Below are 20387 nucleotides of genomic sequence, written 5' to 3'. Positions count from 1 at the left end.
CTTAAATTAGTTAAGGGTAGCCCTTGGGGACCGCCCTTTTCAGGTGGTTTTGGTGCATTAGACCGATTTAAGGCGCACATTTTTCTATTGATATTTAAAACAGACAAAGAAAATGAGGGCTTCCCATTGAGAAGTCCTCATTTTCTTTCTTCTTCCACTTCATCCTTTAAGTATTCAACAAAATGATCATCGTGGGCTAACCAAGCTGCTTCCGTTCGTTTCAAAAATTTTTCTGCTTCTGTAAAGCTCGGAAATACTTTATCAAGCTTGAACCGATTTTTTTCGATTACCCACTCTGACCCATCACTTGGCCGAATCAGAAAGTGGTCTTCACGGCGATTAAGATATAAAGCACCAAAGGATGAGTCCTTTAAGTTGTAACGGTTATGTCTTGAATCCTCTCGTAGAGGCTCAAGATGGAAGGTATTTGCGACATATAATTTATAGGCATTTTCCGTCATCGAACAACCAGATGCCTTCGCATGTCCGCCGCCCCCTAATTTTCCAGCAATCTCTGATACATCGACATGATCATGAATGGTGCGAAATCCGACTCTTCTCCCGCCCATATTAAGAATAGCGATATAATCTAAATGGGGGTATTCCTTTCCTAATTCATTTCCGAGCTCCGAATGATAGGATTCCGCAAAGACAACACCAGCAAAATGATCTTTGATTTGCGCCTGAACGAGTTCTTTTCTTTTGCGACGGATATAGCGCTCAATTTTCTCTTCTTCCAGATCGAGTATCTTCTTCTCAAAATCATCAAAGTGAAAATGAGCTGAGGTACTAAGTCGTTCCAGCATTTTTTCTTCAAATTCCTCAATAGATATAAGAAAGAAAAGTGCGTTAAGACGCTGAGCCTGCTGATTATGATTCTTTTCCCATTCCCACGTATCATATTGACGGACAAGATCAACGAATTCATCAAGTGCTTCGGTTTTAGTTAAATGACCTTTTTCAGCTAAATAGTGATAAAGGAGAGAGGTTGCTGAAGTAAGTTTCCCATCTTCATCCTCAACAATGACTCTACCCCAGGCATACTGATTATAATTTAGGGCCGTTTTATGATGGTCAATGAGCTGCACCTTGCCCCCTAATTGGTGGAAGGCTTCTAAACTTTTCTCATTTTCTTCATTAACCGATAAGTCAGTAATAAAAAGAAACGTTTCGGGATCATCATTTTCAAAAAACGATTCAACTTCCCGGTTTAATCCAGCGATAGAGTTGTAGCGGACTTGAACATCCTTCCCGAATGCTAGCTTCGCCAGGATGCCACATCCAACCCCATCTAAATCATTATGTGATAATAGCTTGTACATGTTTTCACCTCACCCTCTATTATGCTATAAAATGGTAAAAATATTGCTTCGTTTTGCTCACTTCTTTAAAATGAAAAATAATAGTGGTGTAAGAGGAGGAGATTTTCATGGCAACGATCGAAGATTTTTTGAAGCTAGATTTGCGTGTGGGGACCATATTAAAAGCAGAGCCATTTCCTGAAGCAAGAAAGCCAGCAATTAAATTGGAAATTGATTTTGGCGAACTCGGAGTTAAAAACTCGTCAGCACAAATTACGAAGCGTTATACACCTGAACAGTTAATCGGACGTCAGGTTGTGGCGGTCGTCAACTTTCCACCGAGAAGAATAGCAGGCTTTAAATCTGAGGTATTGGTGCTTGGGGGAGTTCCTTGCGAAGATGATGTCGTGTTATTGAATATTGATGCAACTGTTCCGAACGGCACACCAATTGCCTAATAACGCTGTAAAGGAGTCTTAATTTGGAAAATCTTCAATTGCTTGAAGCAAATACAGAAATGCTAGAGAAAATGGGGAGTTACTGTCTTAGAAGCAAGAAAAAATCCGTCGGATACATAAACAAAAATAAGTGGTTGAATAACCGCTTTGAAGAAGGATTAAAGTATGTTCAGTTAACTGAAAACACAAAACAAGTAGGTTTTATAGAATATACAGATGCAGAATTTTCATCTAGAGTCGTTCACGCTGAAGACTATTTAGTGATCCATTGTCTTTGGGTAAGTGAAACGGGAAAAGGATATGGGAGCAAGCTGATTGAAAAATGTCTTCAAGATGCGAAAAAAAGGTCCAAGCATGGTGTAGTTGTAGTGGCGAATTCTGAAACATCTTGGACGCCAAGTAAGGAGATTTTCTTAAAAAACCATTTCAAGGTGGTCGCCAAGGCACCATTTAATTTTGAACTGCTCGTTTACCAATTTGATAGCAACACTCCATTACCTGTCTTTCCGACCAATTGGGATGAGAGATTGAGGAATTTCAATGATCTGACGATTCTTCGCTCTTTCCAGTGTCCGTACGTTGCAGTTGCTACTGAGAATATTGAGACTGCAGCAAATAAACTAGGACTTGAAGTAACCATAATCGATATCAAGGATAGAGAAGAATTGATGAAATTAGCGCCAACGCCTTATGGGATATTTTCAGTGGTTTTTAAAGGACAACTTATTTCATTTCATAGGTTAACGGTTCATTCCGTCATGAAACGCTTAAAAGAGCTAATTTGAAAAGTTCAGAGTGACTAAACTCTGAACTTTTTTTGTAAAGGAAACTTGACGTAAAGTTTCTTTTACATTTATACTAAGAATAAGGGAGGTGGTCGTTATTGAAAAATCATATCGTGGAGTATCGAAAAAAACATGGGCTATCTCAAGATCGATTAGCTGAAAGATTAGGAGTCTCACGACAAACGGTTATTTCAATTGAAAAAGGAAAGTATTCGCCCTCACTTCCACTAGCGTTTCTACTTGCTAAAACGTTTAACACCACGATAGAGGAGTTATTCGTTTATGAAGAAGATAAGGAGGGGAAAAAGGAATGAAAAACAATCAGATCATATTTTTTATCTTTGGAATATTCTTTTTTGCTATGGGAGGCTTCTTATTATTCGTGAGCTTTATGGCAAAAGCTTCAATAAATACAAGTTTTTTAATGATGTTTTCTATGGGAATTATGAGTTTTTGTTTAAGCTATCTTTACCCACAATTTCAGCAAAAAGATGAACGGATGAAACGGATTCGGGAAAAAGGCATGTTTTTCTCTGGCATGGCATTGATGGTTTACTTGCTTATTTTTAATATAGGTTTGCAAGTTGAATTATTTACATTAACTGCAACTGAGTTGCTACATATTTTAACCACGTTAATCATCTGTACAGTATTTATCTCATTCGTTGTATACTCAAAAATCTACTAATTGGAGGGATGTTGCAAATGGGAGGTTACTTTCTATTAGCAATTGTCATTATTGGAATTTTTATTGGACTCGTGATAACAAGAAAGGACTCGACTGAAAACAATGGTTTAAGTAAGAAAGGACTTACGAAGCTATTAATTTTACTAGCCCTTATCTTTATTTGTGTCGTTGTTGTTGTGTTTTTGACTCCGGAAAGCTGGTTGTAGGAAAAAAGAACCATGTTTGCTTTGAATGGCATTCCTTAACTTTACATCATATCACTTTACGCTATGATAGAAGAAATGAGAGAGGAGGAATAAAATGGCGACAATAGATCTACAGAAGAAAACGGTAAAAATTGTTCTGGAAAAAAAGAAATTGACGACCGTAAAGGCCAGAGTCGGATTGGTTTTGGATATTACAGGATCAATGCGAACCTTATACAAAAATGGGACGGTTCAAAAAGTAGTAGAGCGAATACTTGCGGTTGCATCTCAATTTGATGATGATGGATCTCTCGATATTTGGGTGTACGATAACGAGTTTTCGAGATTAAAGCCTGTAACAGAAAGAGATTTCGAAGGGTATGTGGATCGTCAAATTCTTGAGAATGACTTAATACATAAGTTTGGGAGAAATGACGAACCGCCTGTCATGAGGGATGTCGTAAAGAAATATACGAAGGAAGAGATAAGTGACGATCCTGCTTTCATTGTGTTTATCAATGATGGAGGATGTAAGAAATCGATCAAGCCTATTATTGAAGGGACGTCTATTAAACCATTATTTTGGCAATTTGTCGGAATTGGCAACGGTAATTTTGACTTTTTACGAAAAATCGATCATCTCGAAGGCCGTTTTGTAGATAACGCTAATTTTATTCACATTGAAGATGTTGATGCCATCTCTGATGAGCAACTCTATGATATGCTCCTTAACGAGTTTCCAAGCTGGATTAAGGAAGCAAAGGAAAAAGGTGTTTTAATAGAAAAAGAGGAAGTACTACAAGAAATAGCCGTGGTAGATCAGCCACGATCAAAAGAAAAAAAGGGATTTTGGAGCAGACTCTTCAACAGATAGCTTTAAACAAAATATGCCAATAATAGTTGCTTCACCGCATTAAAGTTTGTTATCATATTGTCAAAAGATGGGAGGGGCTCGGATGTCATTAGAAAGTGTATTGGATCATTTTAAGAAATGGAACCGGGAAAAAGATGTCCTCGTTTTTGAGCAATCGAGTGCTACCGTCGACATGGCAGCAGAAGCAATTGGGGTGATTCCAGCAAGAATTGCGAAAACCCTTTCTTTTCGTGGTGATGGAGAGCAAGCGATCCTTGTTGTCGCTGCTGGTGATGCTAAAATAGACAATAAGAAATTTCGCCATACTTTTGGCTTCAAGGCTCGCATGCTATCACCAGATGAGGTACTGGAACAAACGGGACATATGATCGGCGGCGTTTGCCCGTTCGGATTGGCGAATCATTTGGATGTTTATCTCGATGTTTCGATGAAACGTTTTGATACCCTTTTCCCAGCGTGTGGGAGCACGAACTCAGCGATTGAACTTTCTTGTGAAGAAATTCAAGAATATGCTGGAGCGAAAGAGTGGGTCGATGTATGTAAAGGATGGACAGATGAAGCGGTTGCAGCAATATCGTAATAGAAAAAGAATCGATGGTAACGACTTTTTGTTCTTCTAGTTTGGCGTGTATAAATTCCCTCGCAGTTGGCGGATCGCTATGAAAAAATAACAGGAAAAATTCCGCTTAATGAGCAGATATCATGAAAAAGAGGCGAAATAACAGGAAAATTTCCTGCTATTCCCTCAAAAAATGCCAAAACAAACGATTTTGCCCTCCATAAGCGGAAAATCTTCCGTTATTTTCCCTAAAAGGGACTCCATTGGGGATATAACAGGAAAAATTCCGCTTAAGGGTGAGAGAAGGTTGGAGCAAAATAGGGTTTTTTAGTAGAAATATAGACAAACCGGAAATCGATTGGATGATTCTTGAAGGCTAGTTTGCGGTACGAGGAAAATCGAAGATAGAAAACGATATGGGTCTTGCGTTAATACAAAAATAGAGAAAGGTGAATTTGAGTCCCCTCAAATTCACCTTTCTCATGATTTAAAGCTAGTTATGTCCGAGCCTCTTTTTTCTATTTCATCCATTTCCTTTTTACTGCCAATAACCTCTGGAATTCCTGTTCGAGTTCTTCTGTCGGTTCGATGCTTAATCTACTCAACACTTCGGTTATTTTTGTCTCAAGGACTAGGAGATTATCTTCTTCATCTGAGCGAGAGCGGGGCTCATAATTTTTATATTCTCCGTAGCTTCCTTCAAATATTTGTAATTCCTCCTTCTCGATGGTCAGGATTCGGGTGGCAATCTTTTCAATGAAGCGGCGGTCATGAGATACAAAGATGATCGTTCCTTTATAGTCCGTTAACAAGGATTCCAATGCTTCAACTGCCTCAATATCAAGGAAATTAGTTGGTTCGTCAAGTATGAGCGTGTTCATATCACCGACGAATAATTTAGCAAGAGCGACTTTGACACGCTCACCACCACTAAGGACCTTGACTTCTTTATAGACATCTTCTCGGAAAAAGTGGAGTCTCGCTAATACGATGCGGATCAAAGTTTCTGTGTGGTTCGATGAAGCTTGCACATTCTCCAAGATTGTTTTTTCAAGGTCCAGTAAATCGATGGTCTGGCTAAAATAGCCATACTTAACTGCAGGAGACAGAGTTATACTGGGATCTTGATTGATGATTTTCTTCAGTAATGTCGTTTTCCCACTTCCGTTGGCGCCAATGATCGCAAGTTTGTCTCCACCCCGCACTTCAAAACTCGCTTTTCCCCAGAGAACACGTTTTCCGAATCCTCCTGTAACGTTGTGAGCACGAAGAATGGTTCTACCCGTAAATGCGTCTTCGTTTGGCAATTCCATCTGGATGGCAGGACTTTCTTTTATTTTTTCTACCTTATCGAGCTTTTCTAAACGAGTTTCAATTGATTTTGCAACGGTTTGTAGCTTCTTTTGCTTTTTCGCATAATGAGGCTTTGAGATTTTTACTTCAATCCCTTTTTTAGGTGCTTTAGTAACTCGGGCAGCTTTCTTTTCCTTCATAACGATGGCTTCTTCTAACTGTTTTTTCGTTTTCACATATTTTTCATAGGCGGCTTCATGACTGCGTATTTCTCGATCCTTTTGCTCTAAGTACGCAGAATAATTTCCTTTGTATTCTTTCACATGACCGTTATCAAGCTCCCAAATAGATGTACAAAGGGCATCCAAAAAGGTTCTGTCATGGGAGACTAGAAGGATGGCCCCTTGCCAGTTCGCTAATTTTTTCTCTAACCACTCAATATGATCTGTATCCAAATGGGTAGTGGGCTCATCTGCCAGTAATATTTCTGGATTTTGCGTTAATGCTTCAATAATAAATTCTTGTGTCACCTCACCACCACTTTTGGTCGTGTCGCTTCTCTTGAGTTGGGGAAGGAGTTCGCATGTAGCGTGCTGAAGAACCGTACCTTCATCAACCGTTCTTTTCCCTGCAAGAATGTCTAACAAGGTCGTTTTTCCTGTTCCGTTTTTTCCAATTAAACCGATTCGATCGCCTTTGTGAATTTGAATGCGAGCGATATCGAGCAACTGTCGTTCTTTTATAAAAAGTTTAATTCCAATGGCCTCTAAAAGCATATGATCATCTCCATGTTATAAGGTTAAGGAGACAAAAAGCGCCTCCTATATTCAGAATAGGAGGCGCATGGCTGCAGCAAAGAAGCTGTCATTGTGGCGACAACAACAAAGAAATCCAATCCTATCCTGAAAAATGAAATTGAAGACAACACAAAAAGAGCCGTTATCAGCTGTGTTTTTAGAAATCTTCAATTTGTATTTTCGAAAAATAGGATTAAAACTTCATGTTTATTGGGTCACCCTTTCACTATTTGTACTTTTACGATAATGGATTTTCTAAATCCTGTCAATCCGTTGTGTCTTTTTTTATTTTAGTTCCTTTGCTTTTATAAGGCTTAGCGCTTTTCGCTTTGTTTGCACTGGCCTGCCAACGATTCCAGCCTTTTTTGCCGGTTCCTCTGCCGGTGCCGCCTTTTCCTTTTGCTTTACTCATCGGCTCCACTCCATTCTTTATTAGCGTGAGGGTTTTGGCGGTTGGCACACATCGCATTTCCGTTGGTTATTATTTTTGAATTTCGTAAAACTTTTCTCGAACTCATTCCCGCATGCGCACTTGAATTGTAATTTTTGAGAAAATCCGTGAAATTCGGTTGAAAGCAAAGTGCTTTCTGAGTTGTTCTGCACATATTTTTGGATATCATTGATGGTCCATCGTTTATTCACTTATTACACCTCTATTCCTTGTCAAACCATAGTAGTTCTTTGTCATCTTCATCACCGTTGTAATTAATAAAGATTTCCTCTCCAGCTTTAATGTCTTTATAAGCATAGAAGTCAAATGTGTGGTTATCAAAATTAATTTCATACGTGGCGTTCGGTTCATAAGAATGGTTAAATAACATCCCATAGCCAAGTAGAATGGCTGTATGGTTTTTTCCATATTCAAACGCATAATCAGCAAGAAGTGTTTTTTCAATATGTTCATGTTGCTCGTTTGGATAAGCAATGACAGGTGCTTCATGGAGAAGCTCCCCTTTTTTGATATCACGTGTAGCAAATACGCCTCTATTGAATTCCCCATTGCTAATGAGAGATGATTTTATTTCAATCATGTTTTCACCTACTTGTTCTAATATTTCTCCACTTTACCACTAAATCGTCCAGTGAGCCATTACGTTCTCCTATAATATAAAGCATTTTTAAGATTTCCATACGATTCCGTTATTTTGAGGAAAAATGAAAGGAAACTTTTGTCTAATTTCGTAAATTTTTTAAGATTTGCTTGAATTTATTGCCAAAATGGAATATAGTACATTACATCAGTAATGTACTAAGTTAGAAAGGAGGCGGCCATGATTTTTAACCCAGATGGTTCGAAGCCCATTTATGTACAAATTGCCGAATGGATCGAAACAGAAATATTGAACGGCCATTTTGAAAACAACCAAAAAGTGTACTCTCAATATCAGTTAGCAGAGATGTTTACCATCAATCCAGCGACAGCAGCGAAAGGGCTCAATCTTTTAGCGGATGACCAAATTCTTTATAAAAAGCGAGGGTTAGGGATGTTTGTTACGGAGAATGCAAAGGAAAGAATTGCTCAAAAGCGAAGAAATGGTACGTTAAAACAGCTCGTTGAGGAGCTTGTATTAGAGGCAGAGCGTTTGGATATCAGTGAAACCGAGTTAATGGAAATGATAAAAGCCGCACGATATAAGGAGGAAAGTCAATGAATGTAATCGAATGTACCGGCGTAACGAAAGCGTATTTTCGTAAAAATGTGCTAGACGGACTTTCTTTTTCAATTGAAGAAAATAAGATTACAGGTTTAATAGGGAGAAATGGAGTCGGGAAAACAACGTTGCTAAAAATTCTTGCTGGATTCATAAAGGAAACATCCGGTAATGTGAGGGTGTTCGAACAGCATCCATTTAATAATCTGCATACTTCAGCGAATACGATATTTGTGGATGACCAAATGGGATTCCCTCCTGCCTTGCAGCTACAAGAGCTACTAGAGGCAGCAGAAAGTTTTTACCCAAATTGGGATATGGAACTGGCAAGTGGCCTTTTCCAATACTTTGGTTTTGATCCTAGCCATTATCATAATACGCTTTCTAAAGGGAGAACAAGTACGTTTAATATGATTGTCGGATTAGCGTCGAGATGTCCCTTAACGATTTTTGATGAGCCAACGACAGGAATGGATGAAGCGGTCAGAAAGGATTTTTATCGTGCGCTAATGAAGGATTATATTGCCCATCCCCGTACGATTTTACTTTCAAGTCATCATTTAAATGAAATCGAGGACATCCTTGAGGATGTGCTTTTGATCAAAGATGGAAAGGTGTTGCTCCATCAATCGATTTCTGATTTGAAAGAGTGGGCAATTGGTCTTCAAGGTCCTTCATCGCTCGTACGAAAGTGGGTGGACAGTCGTGACAGTATTTATGAACAGTTTATCGGCGTAGACACGTTGTACATCGTTGTGCAAAATAATTTTTCTAAAGTGGAGCAAAAAGAAGCTGCTTTGTCAGGGGTGGAATTTTCACCAGTAAGGGCAAGTAATTTATGCGTTTATCTCACGAATGAGACGAAAGGGGGAATCGATGATGTCTTTAGCGAACGTTAGTTTAATGGAAACGGTGAAAAAACAATTTCAATTTAAAATGAAAGCTTATATTGATGCCTTTAGCTCACTTGTGGGAATTCAGTTTATCGCTATTTTATTTTCCCTCGCTGGGAATGGTGGTTCTTCTGGAGGATCATCAAGTGGGTTCATTTTCCACATAAAGAATTACTCAGCTGACCTTGTCATTGTCTTTACGTTCATTTGGATTCTTGTGACCTCCATTACGATTACGACGAAGCCTTATCGAAATCAAGAGTTTACTTTTGTAACCAACCGTTTGAGCAGCAGTCTTTCCAATATTTTCTTTTTGTTAGCTGCAAGCATACTTGGAGCAATTACTGCTGTAATGTCACGTTTTCTTATTCAATGTATTGCATACTTTTTATTCAAAGAACAACTTTATGCGACGCCACTCGTAACAAGTGAGATAATGATCGGAATTGTCGCAAGCCTGCTCTATATTTTTTGGATTAGCTCTATTGGTTATTTCATTGGTGCTTTAGTTCAAGTTCATAAAATGTTTGCCGTTCTAGTCCCTGTTATTGTAGTCGGATCCTTGTTTTATGATGGCTTCATGCAAAGAGATGCGACGTTAATTGGTTTGTTTCAATTTTACTTTTTTGAGTCTTCATTAGCCCTGTTTGCCATTAAAGTACTTGTAACAACAGCACTATTTTATCTTGCATCGATGAGTATTTTGAATCGAATGGAGGTAAGACGATGAACATAGAAGTACTTTTCCAAATTGGGATGATAGTCATTTTGCCGTTATTGTTCTTTCTTGTTCGGTCAAAAAAGAAAATCACACATTGGCTTCTTGTTGCCTATATAGGGCTCTTGCTTCTAGCTGTTGTAGCCACGTTTTTTATTAAAACGGAAGCGCCGAAAGTGAGTAACGGCAAAATGACGGATTTATACGGGCTTGTATCCTCAGGTGAACTTCTATCAAAAGGCTCTGATTTTTTACTTGAAGAGAATAGTTATGTGGTAGAAGGAGACACGTTGCAAATTTCGTCTGTTAACCCTTCAAATACAAATGCTAACATATATGTTGAAAGGAAAGCAGAAGATAATAACCAGGTTGAGGTCTATCATTATGGGAATATTATAATTGCCGGAATAGACGTATCAGAGGAGCGTGAACTCCCAGTCATTCGTATGGAAAAAGAAAAATTATTGATCGTCTATGGCAAAGATCAAGAATTGAATGCTTCTGTCGTTATGAATGAATTTACCATTAATCAATTTACTGGAGAATCAAAAATGGATTCTGATTTCCAAACAGATGGACCAATAATTTATATACGCATCCCTCATAGCCTTGAAGTGAAAGGTGATTCTACGATAGATTTCATTTTCACCGACGAACTTGAATAAACATTTTTTTCGACAGCCACGCCCACATACGATAAAATAAATGGATGAACTCAAAGATGGCGAGGATGTTGATGAGTGATGCGTTGGAAACAATTTTTAGAATATGAATTTTTATTAGATTTAGGGATATCCATTGGGATTTTTCTACTCTTTCTTATCTTTCGAAAGCTTTTTGCCAAGTATGTATTTTCGCTTCTCTTAAAGCTTAGCAGAAAGGCACCAACAGAGTTTCTTTCACGTGTATTTCTTGCATTTGAGAAGCCTATTCAGTGGTTATTTATAATTATAGGTATTTACGTTGCGGTGGATATCTTTCCATATTTAAATGTGGACCGAGGTCTGTTTCCAAAAATTATTCAAGCTTCGATCATTTTTTTCTTAAGCTGGGGATTGTATAATCTGTCCTCAAGTTCTTCATTAGTGCTGACGAAAATGAACAAGCAATTGAATATGGAAATTGATGAGATTTTAATTCCATTTTTATCAAAAGCCATCCGAGTCGTAATTGTCGTCATTAGCTTTAGTATTATTGCTCAAGTATTTGACTATGAAATTAGTGGTTTAGTGGCTGGTCTAGGATTAGGAGGACTCGCCTTTTCTCTTGCGGCTAAGGATGCTCTAGCGAATCTCTTTGGCGGCATTGTCATTATTACGGAGAAGCCTTTTTCAATTGGTGATTGGATTATGACTCCGAGTGTAGAGGGGACTGTTGAAGAGATCACTTTTCGAAGTACACGTGTGCGGACCTTTGCTCAAGCAGTGGTGACCGTTCCAAATGCTACTTTGGCTAATGAAAATATTACGAATTGGAGTGAAATGGGGAAACGTCAAATTACCTTCCAGTTACGGGTCATGCATGATACGCCTAGGGAAAAGCTTCAAGTCGTTGTGAACAATATTGAAGAGTATCTTAGGAACCATGATGGTGTGCATAAAGAAACAATCTTTGTGAAGTTTGATCAGTACTCGGAAAGTGGATTAGGTATTTTTCTCTATTTTTTCACCAATACGACGGTTTGGGGAGAGTTTCTCACCGTAAAGGAAGAAATCAATTTTGCGATATTAGAAATCCTTGAAAGAGAACAAGTCATGCTTTCGATCCCAAGTAGAAAATTGTATGTAGATTCAGAGAATAGCAGCAGTTCGAGCGAATCCCTTTTATCAAAAGAAAGTTCGAATTAACCATATTTTCATAACTCCTTTGTAGTTTGGTTAAATTAGTATCACGAACTACAAAGGGGTTTTTTTATGTCTAAAATAAGGTGTATAAATGAGTACGCTTCGTTAACAAAAGTTCTCGTTAGTGATCCGCGATTTCTGATAGAGCCACAGTCAATGACGGTAAGCATTGATATAGCGATAAAGGAGCACCATCACTTTGTCTCAACATTAAAAGACTACGGCGTTGAAGTTGTTTCTATTCCTCCAGCAAAGCAGTTTCCTGAGCAAGTTTTTACCCGTGATACAGGGTTTGTATTAGGAGATACGCTTTTTATAGCAAATGTTCAAAATTATATTCGCCAAGGGGAGGAAGAATATTTAAGAGGACAGCTTGAAAAAATATCACTCCCGTATCAAACGATTCCTCAAGGCAAAATTGAGGGTGGGGACGTCATCGTTGATGGAGATACCGTTTTTGTGGGAATTAGCAATCGGACGAATCGGGAGGCGGCTAACCAATTACAGAGCTTGCTTCCAAACTTTAATGTTGTTGAAGTTCCATTTTCAGACGCTTATCTTCATTTAGATTGTATTTTTAATATCCTTTCTCCGAATGAAGCTATTATTTATCCAGAGGAAATTCATGGGGAAAAAATAGAGCTTTTGAAAAAACGATATGATCTAATATCTGTGTCAAAAGAAGAGCAAGCAACCCTGGCAACAAACGTACTTTCATTAGGAAACAAAATGGTGATTAGCCTTCCTGTTAATAAAGAATTGAACAAAGAGCTGAGGCGACGTGGATATGAAATCATTGAAGTAGATTTTACAGAAATGATTAAATTCGGAGGGGCTTTTCGTTGTTGTACCTTGCCTATTTTAAGAACGTAGAGAAGAGGAACCAATAATAGAGTAAAGGTTTTGTTACGTTTGATTGGATTAGCCTATTTCAAATGGATATTAAAACTTGAAAAACAGTCTGAACGTGGTAGGATTCCACGTGTTGAGTAAAGAGGGGAGTGTGTACTCCCCTTATATTTTTAAAAATATTTATCCCCAAGAATGGCAAAAAAGTAAATCGTCATTGTAATGAGCCCAAAGGGTAAACCAAATTTTGCCCATTCAGAACTGGTAATCTTTAATTTTCCAGATGAGATAATATTTGGGATGTTCCCTGGGATAAGCATTCCGCCACTAATAATGAGTCCAAGGAGAATCGCTTTGATCGTTTCATGGCTCATGGAGGGGCTGATTTCTGCCGCAGCAAGGGTCGCATTGTCTAAAACAGCCGAAATAATATTAATCCAGTATAGGATGTTTTCATGAAGTCCAAGAATATAGGCATCAATTAATGGCTGAAATCCAGCACCTAGCAAGGTTAGTCCCATCACAAATACATATATTTTACCAGTGCGAAGGAAAATTTCCTGATAGGTTTCAGACTCGTTATCAGCGACTAAACGAGTTTTTTTAAAGTGAGGCTGCACAAATAGTGCGGCAACAATTCCCATCATGATGATCCCAAGAATGACTTCTCGACCAATCAATTTTGATAGAAAGAACATATCTTCATTCAATTTGCTTACAATAATCGTGGATAGCGGTTCTCCAATTGGGGTTAATGCGGCCCCAAGTCCAATAGAGAAACAGGTAATAATGACGAGTTTGACCTCGGATTTTCTCTCGAGTCGAAGCACGGCGACGATGATGACGAGTACGAGAGAAGCGATGATTGCTGTGATAATGCTTGAAAGAAGCCCAAGAATAATGACAACAAGAGCAAAAAATAACGGATAGGGCATCGATTCGCTGACTCTTTTAATCATTTTTTCGAGCGGAACTTTCATCCATTTGAATATGAGTCCAGCAACGAAAACAGCTATTGTAATCTTTAAAGGATCCTTGAGGGCCTTTAAGATTAACGAGGGCTCCCATATTCCACTAACCCAAACTGCACTAATTCCCATTAAAAACAAAAAGATTTCAAGATTCTTCTCAATGATCTTTACTGAAAAAGGAAGAAAAAGCACTAATAGTAAAATGAAAATTAATCCTGTCATGATGACTTCCTTTCTTTTCTTTGTCCTAAAATGATTCATATGCTTGTCTAGGTGAAATATGCCTTTTCTGTTGAGGATTTTGTAGACAGGCTATAGATTGCCAAACAGATTGCTGTTATTCTTATTTAGATACATGATAAAGTGAAGTAAAAAGTTATTGCTAATGAAAGAAAGGAATGAGGTAAGTGAATATTACAAACGAAGCACGCGATATGTTGCAGAATGTGTTCCAAGAAAATGGAATTCGCAATATTCGTGTCTATTTTGGCGGCTATGGTTGAGGCGGCCCACAAGTAGGACTGTCTCTGGAAGAGCCAGAAGAAAATGATAAGATGGAAACCATGAATGATATTCAAGTTGCGATTGATCCTGATATTGCTCCTTATTTAGAAGGGCTAACCCTTGATTTTAATAAGGAAGCGAATGGTTTAGTGTTACTCGGGAACGAAAGCGACTGTTGTTAATATAGAAAACATTGTGCTGAGGCACAATGTTTTTTGGTTGTCAGGAATCTATAAATTGCCTCGACTTGTGGATAAAGGTTTGTATAAACGGTAGTAGTATCGGTAAGAAAAAATAACAGGAAAAATTCCGCTTAATGACTAACCATCATGAAAAAGAGCCGAAATAACAGGAAAAATTCCTGCTATTCCCTCAAAAAATGCCATAATAAACGCTTTTGCCCTCTATAAGCGGAAAATCTTCCGTTATTTCCTCTAAAAGGGACTTCTTTGAGGAGATAACAGGAAAAATTCCGCTTAAGGGTGAGAGATGTGTGGATTGAATTAAACAAACCGGAAGCTTGCTACATTTTGTAGGAGTTTTTTTTGTTGTAATTGAAAATGATTATCATTTATAATGGTGATAGTTTCATATTCTGATTTGACGAAAAGGGGAGTTTAAATATGTTTGTCCAAATGAGAAAAACGATCGTGACGGAAGGTAATGCCGATAAAGTATTGGAGCGTTTTAGCAAAGAAGGCATTATTGAAAAACAACCAGGTTTTGTTGATTTAACAGTGATGGTGAAAAAAGTCCGACGAGGTGATGAAGAGGTACTCGTGCAAATTCGTTGGGAATCAGAAGAAGATTGGAAAAACTGGGAGAAGAGTGACGCTCACATTGCTGGACATAAGGCAAAGCTAGGACAACCGAAACCAGACTATATCATCAGCACAGAAGGCGGAAAATATGAAGTGGTAACGGTTAAGGAAGCTGTTAAGTAGCATACGGTTATATACTAGCTAACAAATAGCTAACAAAATGATAGAGACTGCTAGCGGAAATCTAGCATATGGAAAAGGACACAAAAGGTGTTAAATCACACTTTGCGTCCTTTTTCTTTTTTCTTACTTCATAATATCGTGGTCAACATAACGTTCGCCGTTTAGTTCACTAATAATATTAATTGCTACTTTTGCTCCGTCACCAGCAGTGATAATGGTATGCATGCTAACTCCGGCACAAGTACCAGCAGCCCAAACACCTGCAACATTTGTTTTCCCAGATTGGTCGACATCAAAGATGGCTTTAATTCGAGGCTCTGTACCAGGTTTAGTTGTTACCCCTGATTTCTCTCCAAGATCAACCGCCATACCAGTAGCAAGAATAACATGCTTTGCTTCGTATTCACCGCTCGCTGTAACAACAGTTAAATGTTCACCTGATTTCTTAATTTCAGTTGCATCAACCTCTACAATTTCAGCACCAGATTTTTTCGCTTGCTCTTTGCCTGTTTCTACTAAATCAGGTCCAGAGATGGCAGGTGCCCCATAATGGTTTTCTAACCAAGCACGCTTCGTAACGCTCTTTTCGTTATCTAAAATAATGGTTTTCTTTCCGGCTTTTGCTGTAAAGATTCCAGCACTTGCACCAGCTGGGCCTGCTCCGATAATTACTACATCATACATTTGTGAACTCCTCCTTTAGTAGTCAAACTGCTTCATACATAATTTTAACAAAATATTAGAAAAATAACCCAATATATGCTCGTATCTTTAAGGTAGGAATTGATTGACGAAAAAAAGAGAGAAATCCCATCAAGAGTGGGACCTCTCTCTTATTAGTTACCAAGCTTTGCGATAGATTTCAGCTAATTCCGTAACGAGTGGTAGTTTAGGATTGGCGGTTGTACATTGATCTTCAAAAGCTTTTTCAGCTAAGAAATCTACTTTACTTTCAAACTCTTTCTTGTTTACGCCATTTGCTCTTATCTTCATTGGAATATAAAGCTCTTCAGCTAGTTCAATAATTGCTTGAATGAGACTTTCTACACCTTCTTCCGTGGTTCTCGCTGGAAGTCCAAGAGCCATTGCGATTTCTGCATAGCGCTTGTCAGCAATAAATTTTTCATATTTAGGGAATGAAGCAAATTTTTTCGGCTTTGTTGCATTATAACGAATGACGTGTGGCAGTAAGATCGCATTCGCTCTACCGTGAGCAATATGGAATTCGCCACCTAGCTTATGAGCAAGACTATGGTTAATTCCTAAGAAGGCATTGGCAAAAGCCATTCCGGCAATCGTTGAAGCATTGTGCATTTTTTCTCGAGCAAGCGCATCATTGCCGTTCCGGTAGGCTTTCGGTAAATATTCAAATACAAGTTGAATGGCTTTGATCGCTAACCCATCTGTATAGTCATTCGCCATAACAGATACATAGGCTTCGATCGCATGTGTCAGTACATCCATGCCAGTATCTGCTGTGACGTGCTTTGGAACCGTCATGACAAACTGTGGGTCAACGATGGCTACATCTGGTGTTAACTCATAGTCGGCTAATGGATATTTAATATTTGCTCTCTTATCCGTAATAACGGAGAAGGAGGTGACTTCTGAACCTGTACCAGAAGTGGTTGGAATTGCGACAAATTGAGCTTTCTCGCCTAGTTTCGGATACTTAACGATCCGTTTGCGAATATCAAGAAACTTTTGCTTTAAGCCAAAGAAGTCTGTATCAGGGTGTTCGTAGAATAACCACATGCCCTTCGCTGCATCCATAGCAGAACCACCACCGAGGGCAATGATCACGTCAGGCTGGAAAGAGGCCATTAATTCTGCACCTTTCATCACCGTTTCAATCGATGGATCAGGCTCTACATCCGAAAATATCTCGCAATGAACATAGTCTGGACGCTTTCTTAAGTAATAAAGTATTTTATCGACATAACCAAGTTTCACCATTCCTGGATCGGTTACAATCAAAGCTTTTGAGATATTTGGCATTTTCGCTAAATATTGAATTGAATTTTTTTCAAAATAAATCTTTGGTGGAACTTTGAACCATTGCATATTTACATTCCTTCTCGCTACTTTTTTAATATTGATTAAATGCATGGTTCCAACATTAGTTGAGACCGAATTTCCCCCATAAGTCCCGCAACCAAGCGTAAGGGAAGGGATGTATGCATTATAAATGTCACCGATGGCTCCTTGAGAAGAAGGGGCGTTGACAATAATTCGGCCCGCTTTCATTCTTAAACCAAACTTTTTAATGACTTCATCATCTGTTGAATGGATCACGGCTGAATGGCCTAAGCCACCAAATTCAAGCATTTCCTCACATCTTGTTAACCCTTCCTCAAGACTTTTTACCTTATAGCAGGCAAGAATAGGACTTAATTTCTCCCTAGAAAGGGGTTCTTGTGGGCCTACTCCTTCAAGTTCAGCAATCAGGATTTTTGTATCTTTCGGAATATCTACACCAGCCATTTTGGCAATTTTAAATGCTGGTCTTCCCACTATATCCGGATTAACGGTTCCAGCAAGTTCGCGAATCGCTAACTTTTCAATTTTGAATTTCTCAGCTTCATTTAAAAAATAACAACCGTGTGAAAGTAATTCTTGCTTAGCTTCGTCGTAAATTTCTTCGTCAAGTATGACCGCTTGTTCAGAAGCACAGATCATCCCATTATCGAATGTTTTTGATAAAATAAGGTCGTTAACAGAACGTAAAACATTGGCTGATTTCTCGATATAACATGGAACATTTCCAGGTCCAACGCCAAGGGCGGGTTTACCAGAACTATAGGCTGATTTCACCATTCCAGAACCACCAGTGGCTAAAATGACGGATACTTGTGAATGGTTCATCAATAGCTGTGTGGCATCCAATGATGGTTTCTCAATCCATTGAATACAATGCTCAGGTGCACCTGCGAGAACAGCGGCATCTCGCAACACTCTTGCAGCCTCACTACTGCAATTTTGGGCAGAAGGATGAAAGGCAAAAATGATCGGATTTCTCGTTTTAATGGCAATAAGGGCTTTGAACATCGTCGTCGATGTTGGATTGGTGACGGGAGTGACGCCAGCAATGACACCAACAGGTTCAGCGATTTCGATCATTCCTTCATGTTCATTTTCATTGATGATTCCAACGGTTTTATCGTATTTAATATTGTGATAGATGTACTCTGTTGAAAACATATTTTTAATGATTTTGTCCTCATATACGCCTCTCCCTGTTTCTTCAACAGCAAGTTTTGCTAATGGCATGTGATGATCTAACCCGGCTATAGCCATTTGCTTGACGATTTCATCAATCATTTCTTGATCAAATTCTTGAAATTCCTTTAAAGCACGTCGACCATTTTTCACTAATTGGTCAATCATTTCAGCAACGGTTTGTACTTTTGGTAACTCCCTTTCTTTAATAGCCATCTTGTTCTCCTCCTGAAATATGTGATTTATTTCACAACTTAGTTTTTAAAAAAAGATCATGCATTTACACAATCTGGGTTTCTTGGGACTTTTTCAAAAGAGATATCGGTCAAGATCTTGGAGTTTTTGCGAATATGAATGACATAGTTTTTAGTCCATATATAGGAAGGAATGGGGTCATTGTCTTTCAACATCATCGCTTCAAATTTATCTTCCATCAGGTTCTCAAATAACGCTTGAGTGTAGGTTTCAGTATCTGTAGAAAAGGCTCTCCATTCACAAATGATCATTGTACTCACTCCTTATTTGTTTATCTACATGTAGAATACCATATTATTCAAATAGTAGTTTGTGAAATATTGAACAAACTTTGAATTTTAAAATGTAAGCGAATACAAATAGATGGATAAGTTGAGCTAACAAAATAATCGATGAATTATTATATTTATATAATAAAAGACATTGGTGTTACATTGGTAATTCAGCAAACAGAACATAAAAAAGAACCATCATTATTATCGATAAATGATTGGTTCTTATGTTTACTCCTATATAAATAGTCTTTTTTTGTTTTTGTTTTTCGTGTAGACATATCAATAAATGCAAAGGGACTTCGATTCATTTCAGGGTTTCTTTTTCCTTCACGGGCTATTTTATCACGATGCTTTCGGGCATTTGATTTGGACAAGACAGATCACTCCTTACTTTTTATTATAACTAGTATACTAATCCTAAAGGAACACATCAATAAAAAAAAGGAAGGGATGATCGAGTTGACATTTCATAAATCACCAAATGTATACGTTGATGAAGTGTGTTTAAAGGTAACGGATAAAAAGAGAGCGGTATCCTTTTATCAAAATATTTTAGGACTCCAGATTTTAAAGGAGACTTCTACAACCACGGTTTTTACAGCGGATGGTAAAAGACCGTTATTAACGATTGTTGAGCCAGATAATGTGACAGCAAAAGAACCACGAAGGACGGGACTATATCATTTTGCGCTATTGCTGCCAACGAGGGCAGAATTAGCAGCGTGCTTAAAGCATTTAGTTGAAAGTCGTTATCCACTTCAAGGTGCATCTGATCATGTCGTCAGTGAAGCGATTTATTTAGCAGATCCTGATGGGAACGGAATTGAAATTTATGCGGATCGCCCATCTGAAAATTGGCAATGGTCAGGTGAATTGGTACAAATGGATACAGTGCCTTTAGATGTAGAGGATTTATTGAAGGAATGGAATGGAAAGGATTGGGCAGGTCTTCCAAAGGGAACAGTTATGGGGCATATTCATTTGCATGTTGCAGATTTACGTGCTGCTGAGGAATTTTATTGTGATACGTTAGGATTCGAAGTGGTTGCACGATATGGTGATCAAGCCCTATTTGTTTCGAGCGGAAAATATCATCACCATATTGGATTGAATACATGGAATGGAAGGGGTGCGCCATCACCATCAGAAGAAAGTGCTGGCTTACAATATTTCACATTGAAGTATCCGAATCAAGAAGAAAAGAAAAAAGTATTAGAACGCTTAAAGAATCTAGGTTATCCAGTAGAAATTGATGGCGATAACATAAAGTTGATGGATCCATCTCGAATAAGAATTGTTGTATGATCGTATGTTTGATTTGTT

General features: G+C 38.3%; 26 protein-coding genes. 16 read left to right on the top strand and 10 right to left on the bottom strand.

Annotated features, from left to right (window positions below; genetic code table 11):
• Nucleotides 1-137: 137 nt before the first annotated feature.
• Entirely contained in the window at nt 138-1322 is a 1185-nt protein-coding gene (locus BMSHG_RS21185; RefSeq protein WP_019156473.1) for a DHH family phosphoesterase, read from the bottom strand.
• Nucleotides 1323-1429: 107 nt separating this feature from the next.
• Between BMSHG_RS21185 and csaA the strand changes: the two genes are divergently transcribed.
• From csaA to BMSHG_RS21150, 7 genes are all read left to right on the top strand, one after another.
• Nucleotides 1430-1759, top strand: a complete 330-nt coding sequence (gene csaA / locus BMSHG_RS21180; protein ID WP_019156472.1) for a chaperone CsaA — start codon at nt 1430-1432, stop codon at nt 1757-1759.
• A 23-nt stretch (nt 1760-1782) separates the two neighbouring features.
• Nucleotides 1783-2544, top strand: coding sequence for a GNAT family N-acetyltransferase (locus BMSHG_RS21175; protein WP_019156471.1), 762 nt, complete (start codon nt 1783-1785; stop codon nt 2542-2544).
• Between the two features lie 98 nt (nt 2545-2642).
• Nucleotides 2643-2858 (top strand): helix-turn-helix transcriptional regulator, encoded by a 216-nt coding sequence (locus tag BMSHG_RS21170; protein WP_019156470.1) that lies wholly within the window; start codon nt 2643-2645, stop codon nt 2856-2858.
• Nucleotides 2855-3232 carry a hypothetical protein gene (locus BMSHG_RS21165; RefSeq protein WP_019156469.1) on the top strand — a complete coding sequence of 126 codons (378 nt, stop codon included), beginning with the start codon at nt 2855-2857 and terminating at the stop codon, nt 3230-3232. The genes BMSHG_RS21170 and BMSHG_RS21165 overlap by 4 nt, the downstream gene beginning before the upstream one ends.
• Nucleotides 3233-3249: 17 nt before the next feature.
• Nucleotides 3250-3438 (top strand): DUF3976 domain-containing protein, encoded by a 189-nt coding sequence (locus tag BMSHG_RS21160; protein ID WP_019156468.1) that lies wholly within the window; start codon nt 3250-3252, stop codon nt 3436-3438.
• Between the two features lie 94 nt (nt 3439-3532).
• The gene (locus tag BMSHG_RS21155) at nt 3533-4291 is read left to right on the top strand and encodes a vWA domain-containing protein (RefSeq protein WP_019156467.1); all 759 of its coding nucleotides are present in this window, start codon (nt 3533-3535) and stop codon (nt 4289-4291) included.
• A gap of 82 nt (nt 4292-4373) precedes the next feature.
• Entirely contained in the window at nt 4374-4871 is a 498-nt protein-coding gene (locus tag BMSHG_RS21150) for a YbaK/EbsC family protein (RefSeq protein ID WP_019156466.1), read from the top strand.
• 497 nt (nt 4872-5368) lie between these two features.
• Here the strand turns inward: BMSHG_RS21150 and BMSHG_RS21145 are convergent, their stop codons facing one another.
• From BMSHG_RS21145 to BMSHG_RS21130, 4 genes are all read right to left on the bottom strand, one after another.
• Nucleotides 5369-6919 carry a Vga family ABC-F type ribosomal protection protein gene (locus BMSHG_RS21145; protein WP_019156465.1) on the bottom strand — a complete coding sequence of 517 codons (1551 nt, stop codon included), beginning with the start codon at nt 6917-6919 and terminating at the stop codon, nt 5369-5371.
• 286 nt (nt 6920-7205) lie between these two features.
• Complete coding sequence (locus BMSHG_RS27850) at nt 7206-7352, bottom strand: DUF3934 family protein (RefSeq protein ID WP_019156464.1); 147 nt, start codon at nt 7350-7352, stop codon at nt 7206-7208.
• Between the two features lie 20 nt (nt 7353-7372).
• A complete protein-coding gene (locus BMSHG_RS29175; RefSeq protein ID WP_083879405.1) occupies nt 7373-7582 on the bottom strand; it encodes a hypothetical protein in 210 nt (69 codons plus the stop codon).
• 11 nt (nt 7583-7593) lie between these two features.
• A complete protein-coding gene (locus tag BMSHG_RS21130; RefSeq protein WP_019156462.1) occupies nt 7594-7971 on the bottom strand; it encodes an SET domain-containing protein in 378 nt (125 codons plus the stop codon).
• Between the two features lie 240 nt (nt 7972-8211).
• On the opposite strand from BMSHG_RS21130, the gene BMSHG_RS21125 reads away from it, so the two are divergent.
• The 6 genes from BMSHG_RS21125 to BMSHG_RS21100 all read left to right on the top strand — a co-directional run bounded on the left by BMSHG_RS21125 (nt 8212) and on the right by BMSHG_RS21100 (nt 12920).
• Entirely contained in the window at nt 8212-8592 is a 381-nt protein-coding gene (locus BMSHG_RS21125) for a GntR family transcriptional regulator (RefSeq protein WP_019156461.1), read from the top strand.
• Nucleotides 8589-9491: an ATP-binding cassette domain-containing protein gene (locus tag BMSHG_RS21120; protein ID WP_019156460.1), complete on the top strand. Its 903-nt coding sequence runs from the start codon at nt 8589-8591 to the stop codon at nt 9489-9491. Before BMSHG_RS21125 ends, BMSHG_RS21120 begins: the two co-directional genes overlap by 4 nt.
• Entirely contained in the window at nt 9472-10215 is a 744-nt protein-coding gene (locus BMSHG_RS21115) for a hypothetical protein (RefSeq protein WP_019156459.1), read from the top strand. The genes BMSHG_RS21120 and BMSHG_RS21115 overlap by 20 nt, the downstream gene beginning before the upstream one ends.
• A complete protein-coding gene (locus BMSHG_RS21110) occupies nt 10212-10868 on the top strand; it encodes a hypothetical protein (protein ID WP_019156458.1) in 657 nt (218 codons plus the stop codon). Before BMSHG_RS21115 ends, BMSHG_RS21110 begins: the two co-directional genes overlap by 4 nt.
• A 78-nt stretch (nt 10869-10946) precedes the next feature.
• Complete coding sequence (locus BMSHG_RS21105) at nt 10947-12050, top strand: mechanosensitive ion channel family protein (protein ID WP_019156457.1); 1104 nt, start codon at nt 10947-10949, stop codon at nt 12048-12050.
• Nucleotides 12051-12116: 66 nt separating this feature from the next.
• Entirely contained in the window at nt 12117-12920 is an 804-nt protein-coding gene (locus tag BMSHG_RS21100; protein ID WP_026073571.1) for a dimethylarginine dimethylaminohydrolase family protein, read from the top strand.
• Nucleotides 12921-13069: 149 nt separating this feature from the next.
• Here BMSHG_RS21100 and BMSHG_RS21095 read toward each other — a convergent pair whose 3' ends face one another.
• A complete protein-coding gene (locus tag BMSHG_RS21095; protein WP_026073570.1) occupies nt 13070-14092 on the bottom strand; it encodes a DUF1646 family protein in 1023 nt (340 codons plus the stop codon).
• Nucleotides 14093-14421: 329 nt separating this feature from the next.
• On the opposite strand from BMSHG_RS21095, the gene BMSHG_RS29350 reads away from it, so the two are divergent.
• Both BMSHG_RS29350 and BMSHG_RS21080 read left to right on the top strand, forming a co-directional pair.
• A complete protein-coding gene (locus BMSHG_RS29350; RefSeq protein ID WP_019156453.1) occupies nt 14422-14553 on the top strand; it encodes a hypothetical protein in 132 nt (43 codons plus the stop codon).
• A 441-nt stretch (nt 14554-14994) separates the two neighbouring features.
• Nucleotides 14995-15315 (top strand): antibiotic biosynthesis monooxygenase, encoded by a 321-nt coding sequence (locus tag BMSHG_RS21080; RefSeq protein ID WP_019156452.1) that lies wholly within the window; start codon nt 14995-14997, stop codon nt 15313-15315.
• Between the two features lie 123 nt (nt 15316-15438).
• Here BMSHG_RS21080 and BMSHG_RS21075 read toward each other — a convergent pair whose 3' ends face one another.
• The 4 genes from BMSHG_RS21075 to BMSHG_RS28505 form a co-directional block, all read right to left on the bottom strand.
• Complete coding sequence (locus BMSHG_RS21075; RefSeq protein ID WP_019156451.1) at nt 15439-15999, bottom strand: FAD-dependent oxidoreductase; 561 nt, start codon at nt 15997-15999, stop codon at nt 15439-15441.
• A 156-nt stretch (nt 16000-16155) separates the two neighbouring features.
• A complete protein-coding gene (gene adhE, locus BMSHG_RS21070; RefSeq protein WP_019156450.1) occupies nt 16156-18750 on the bottom strand; it encodes a bifunctional acetaldehyde-CoA/alcohol dehydrogenase in 2595 nt (864 codons plus the stop codon).
• Between the two features lie 56 nt (nt 18751-18806).
• Entirely contained in the window at nt 18807-19040 is a 234-nt protein-coding gene (locus BMSHG_RS21065) for a hypothetical protein (RefSeq protein WP_019156449.1), read from the bottom strand.
• A gap of 191 nt (nt 19041-19231) precedes the next feature.
• Nucleotides 19232-19438: a hypothetical protein gene (locus tag BMSHG_RS28505; RefSeq protein ID WP_019156448.1), complete on the bottom strand. Its 207-nt coding sequence runs from the start codon at nt 19436-19438 to the stop codon at nt 19232-19234.
• 85 nt (nt 19439-19523) lie between these two features.
• Here BMSHG_RS28505 and BMSHG_RS21055 point away from each other — a divergent pair, with 85 nt between their 5' ends.
• Nucleotides 19524-20369, top strand: a complete 846-nt coding sequence (locus tag BMSHG_RS21055; RefSeq protein ID WP_019156447.1) for a VOC family protein — start codon at nt 19524-19526, stop codon at nt 20367-20369.
• Nucleotides 20370-20387 lie beyond the last annotated feature (18 nt).

This window comes from Robertmurraya massiliosenegalensis JC6 (genome assembly GCF_000311725.1).
GTDB classification, from domain to species: domain Bacteria; phylum Bacillota; class Bacilli; order Bacillales; family Cytobacillaceae; genus Robertmurraya; species Robertmurraya massiliosenegalensis.
The sequence above is the reverse complement of the archived record's forward strand: the minus strand, read 5'-3'. Positions and strand labels throughout refer to the sequence as shown.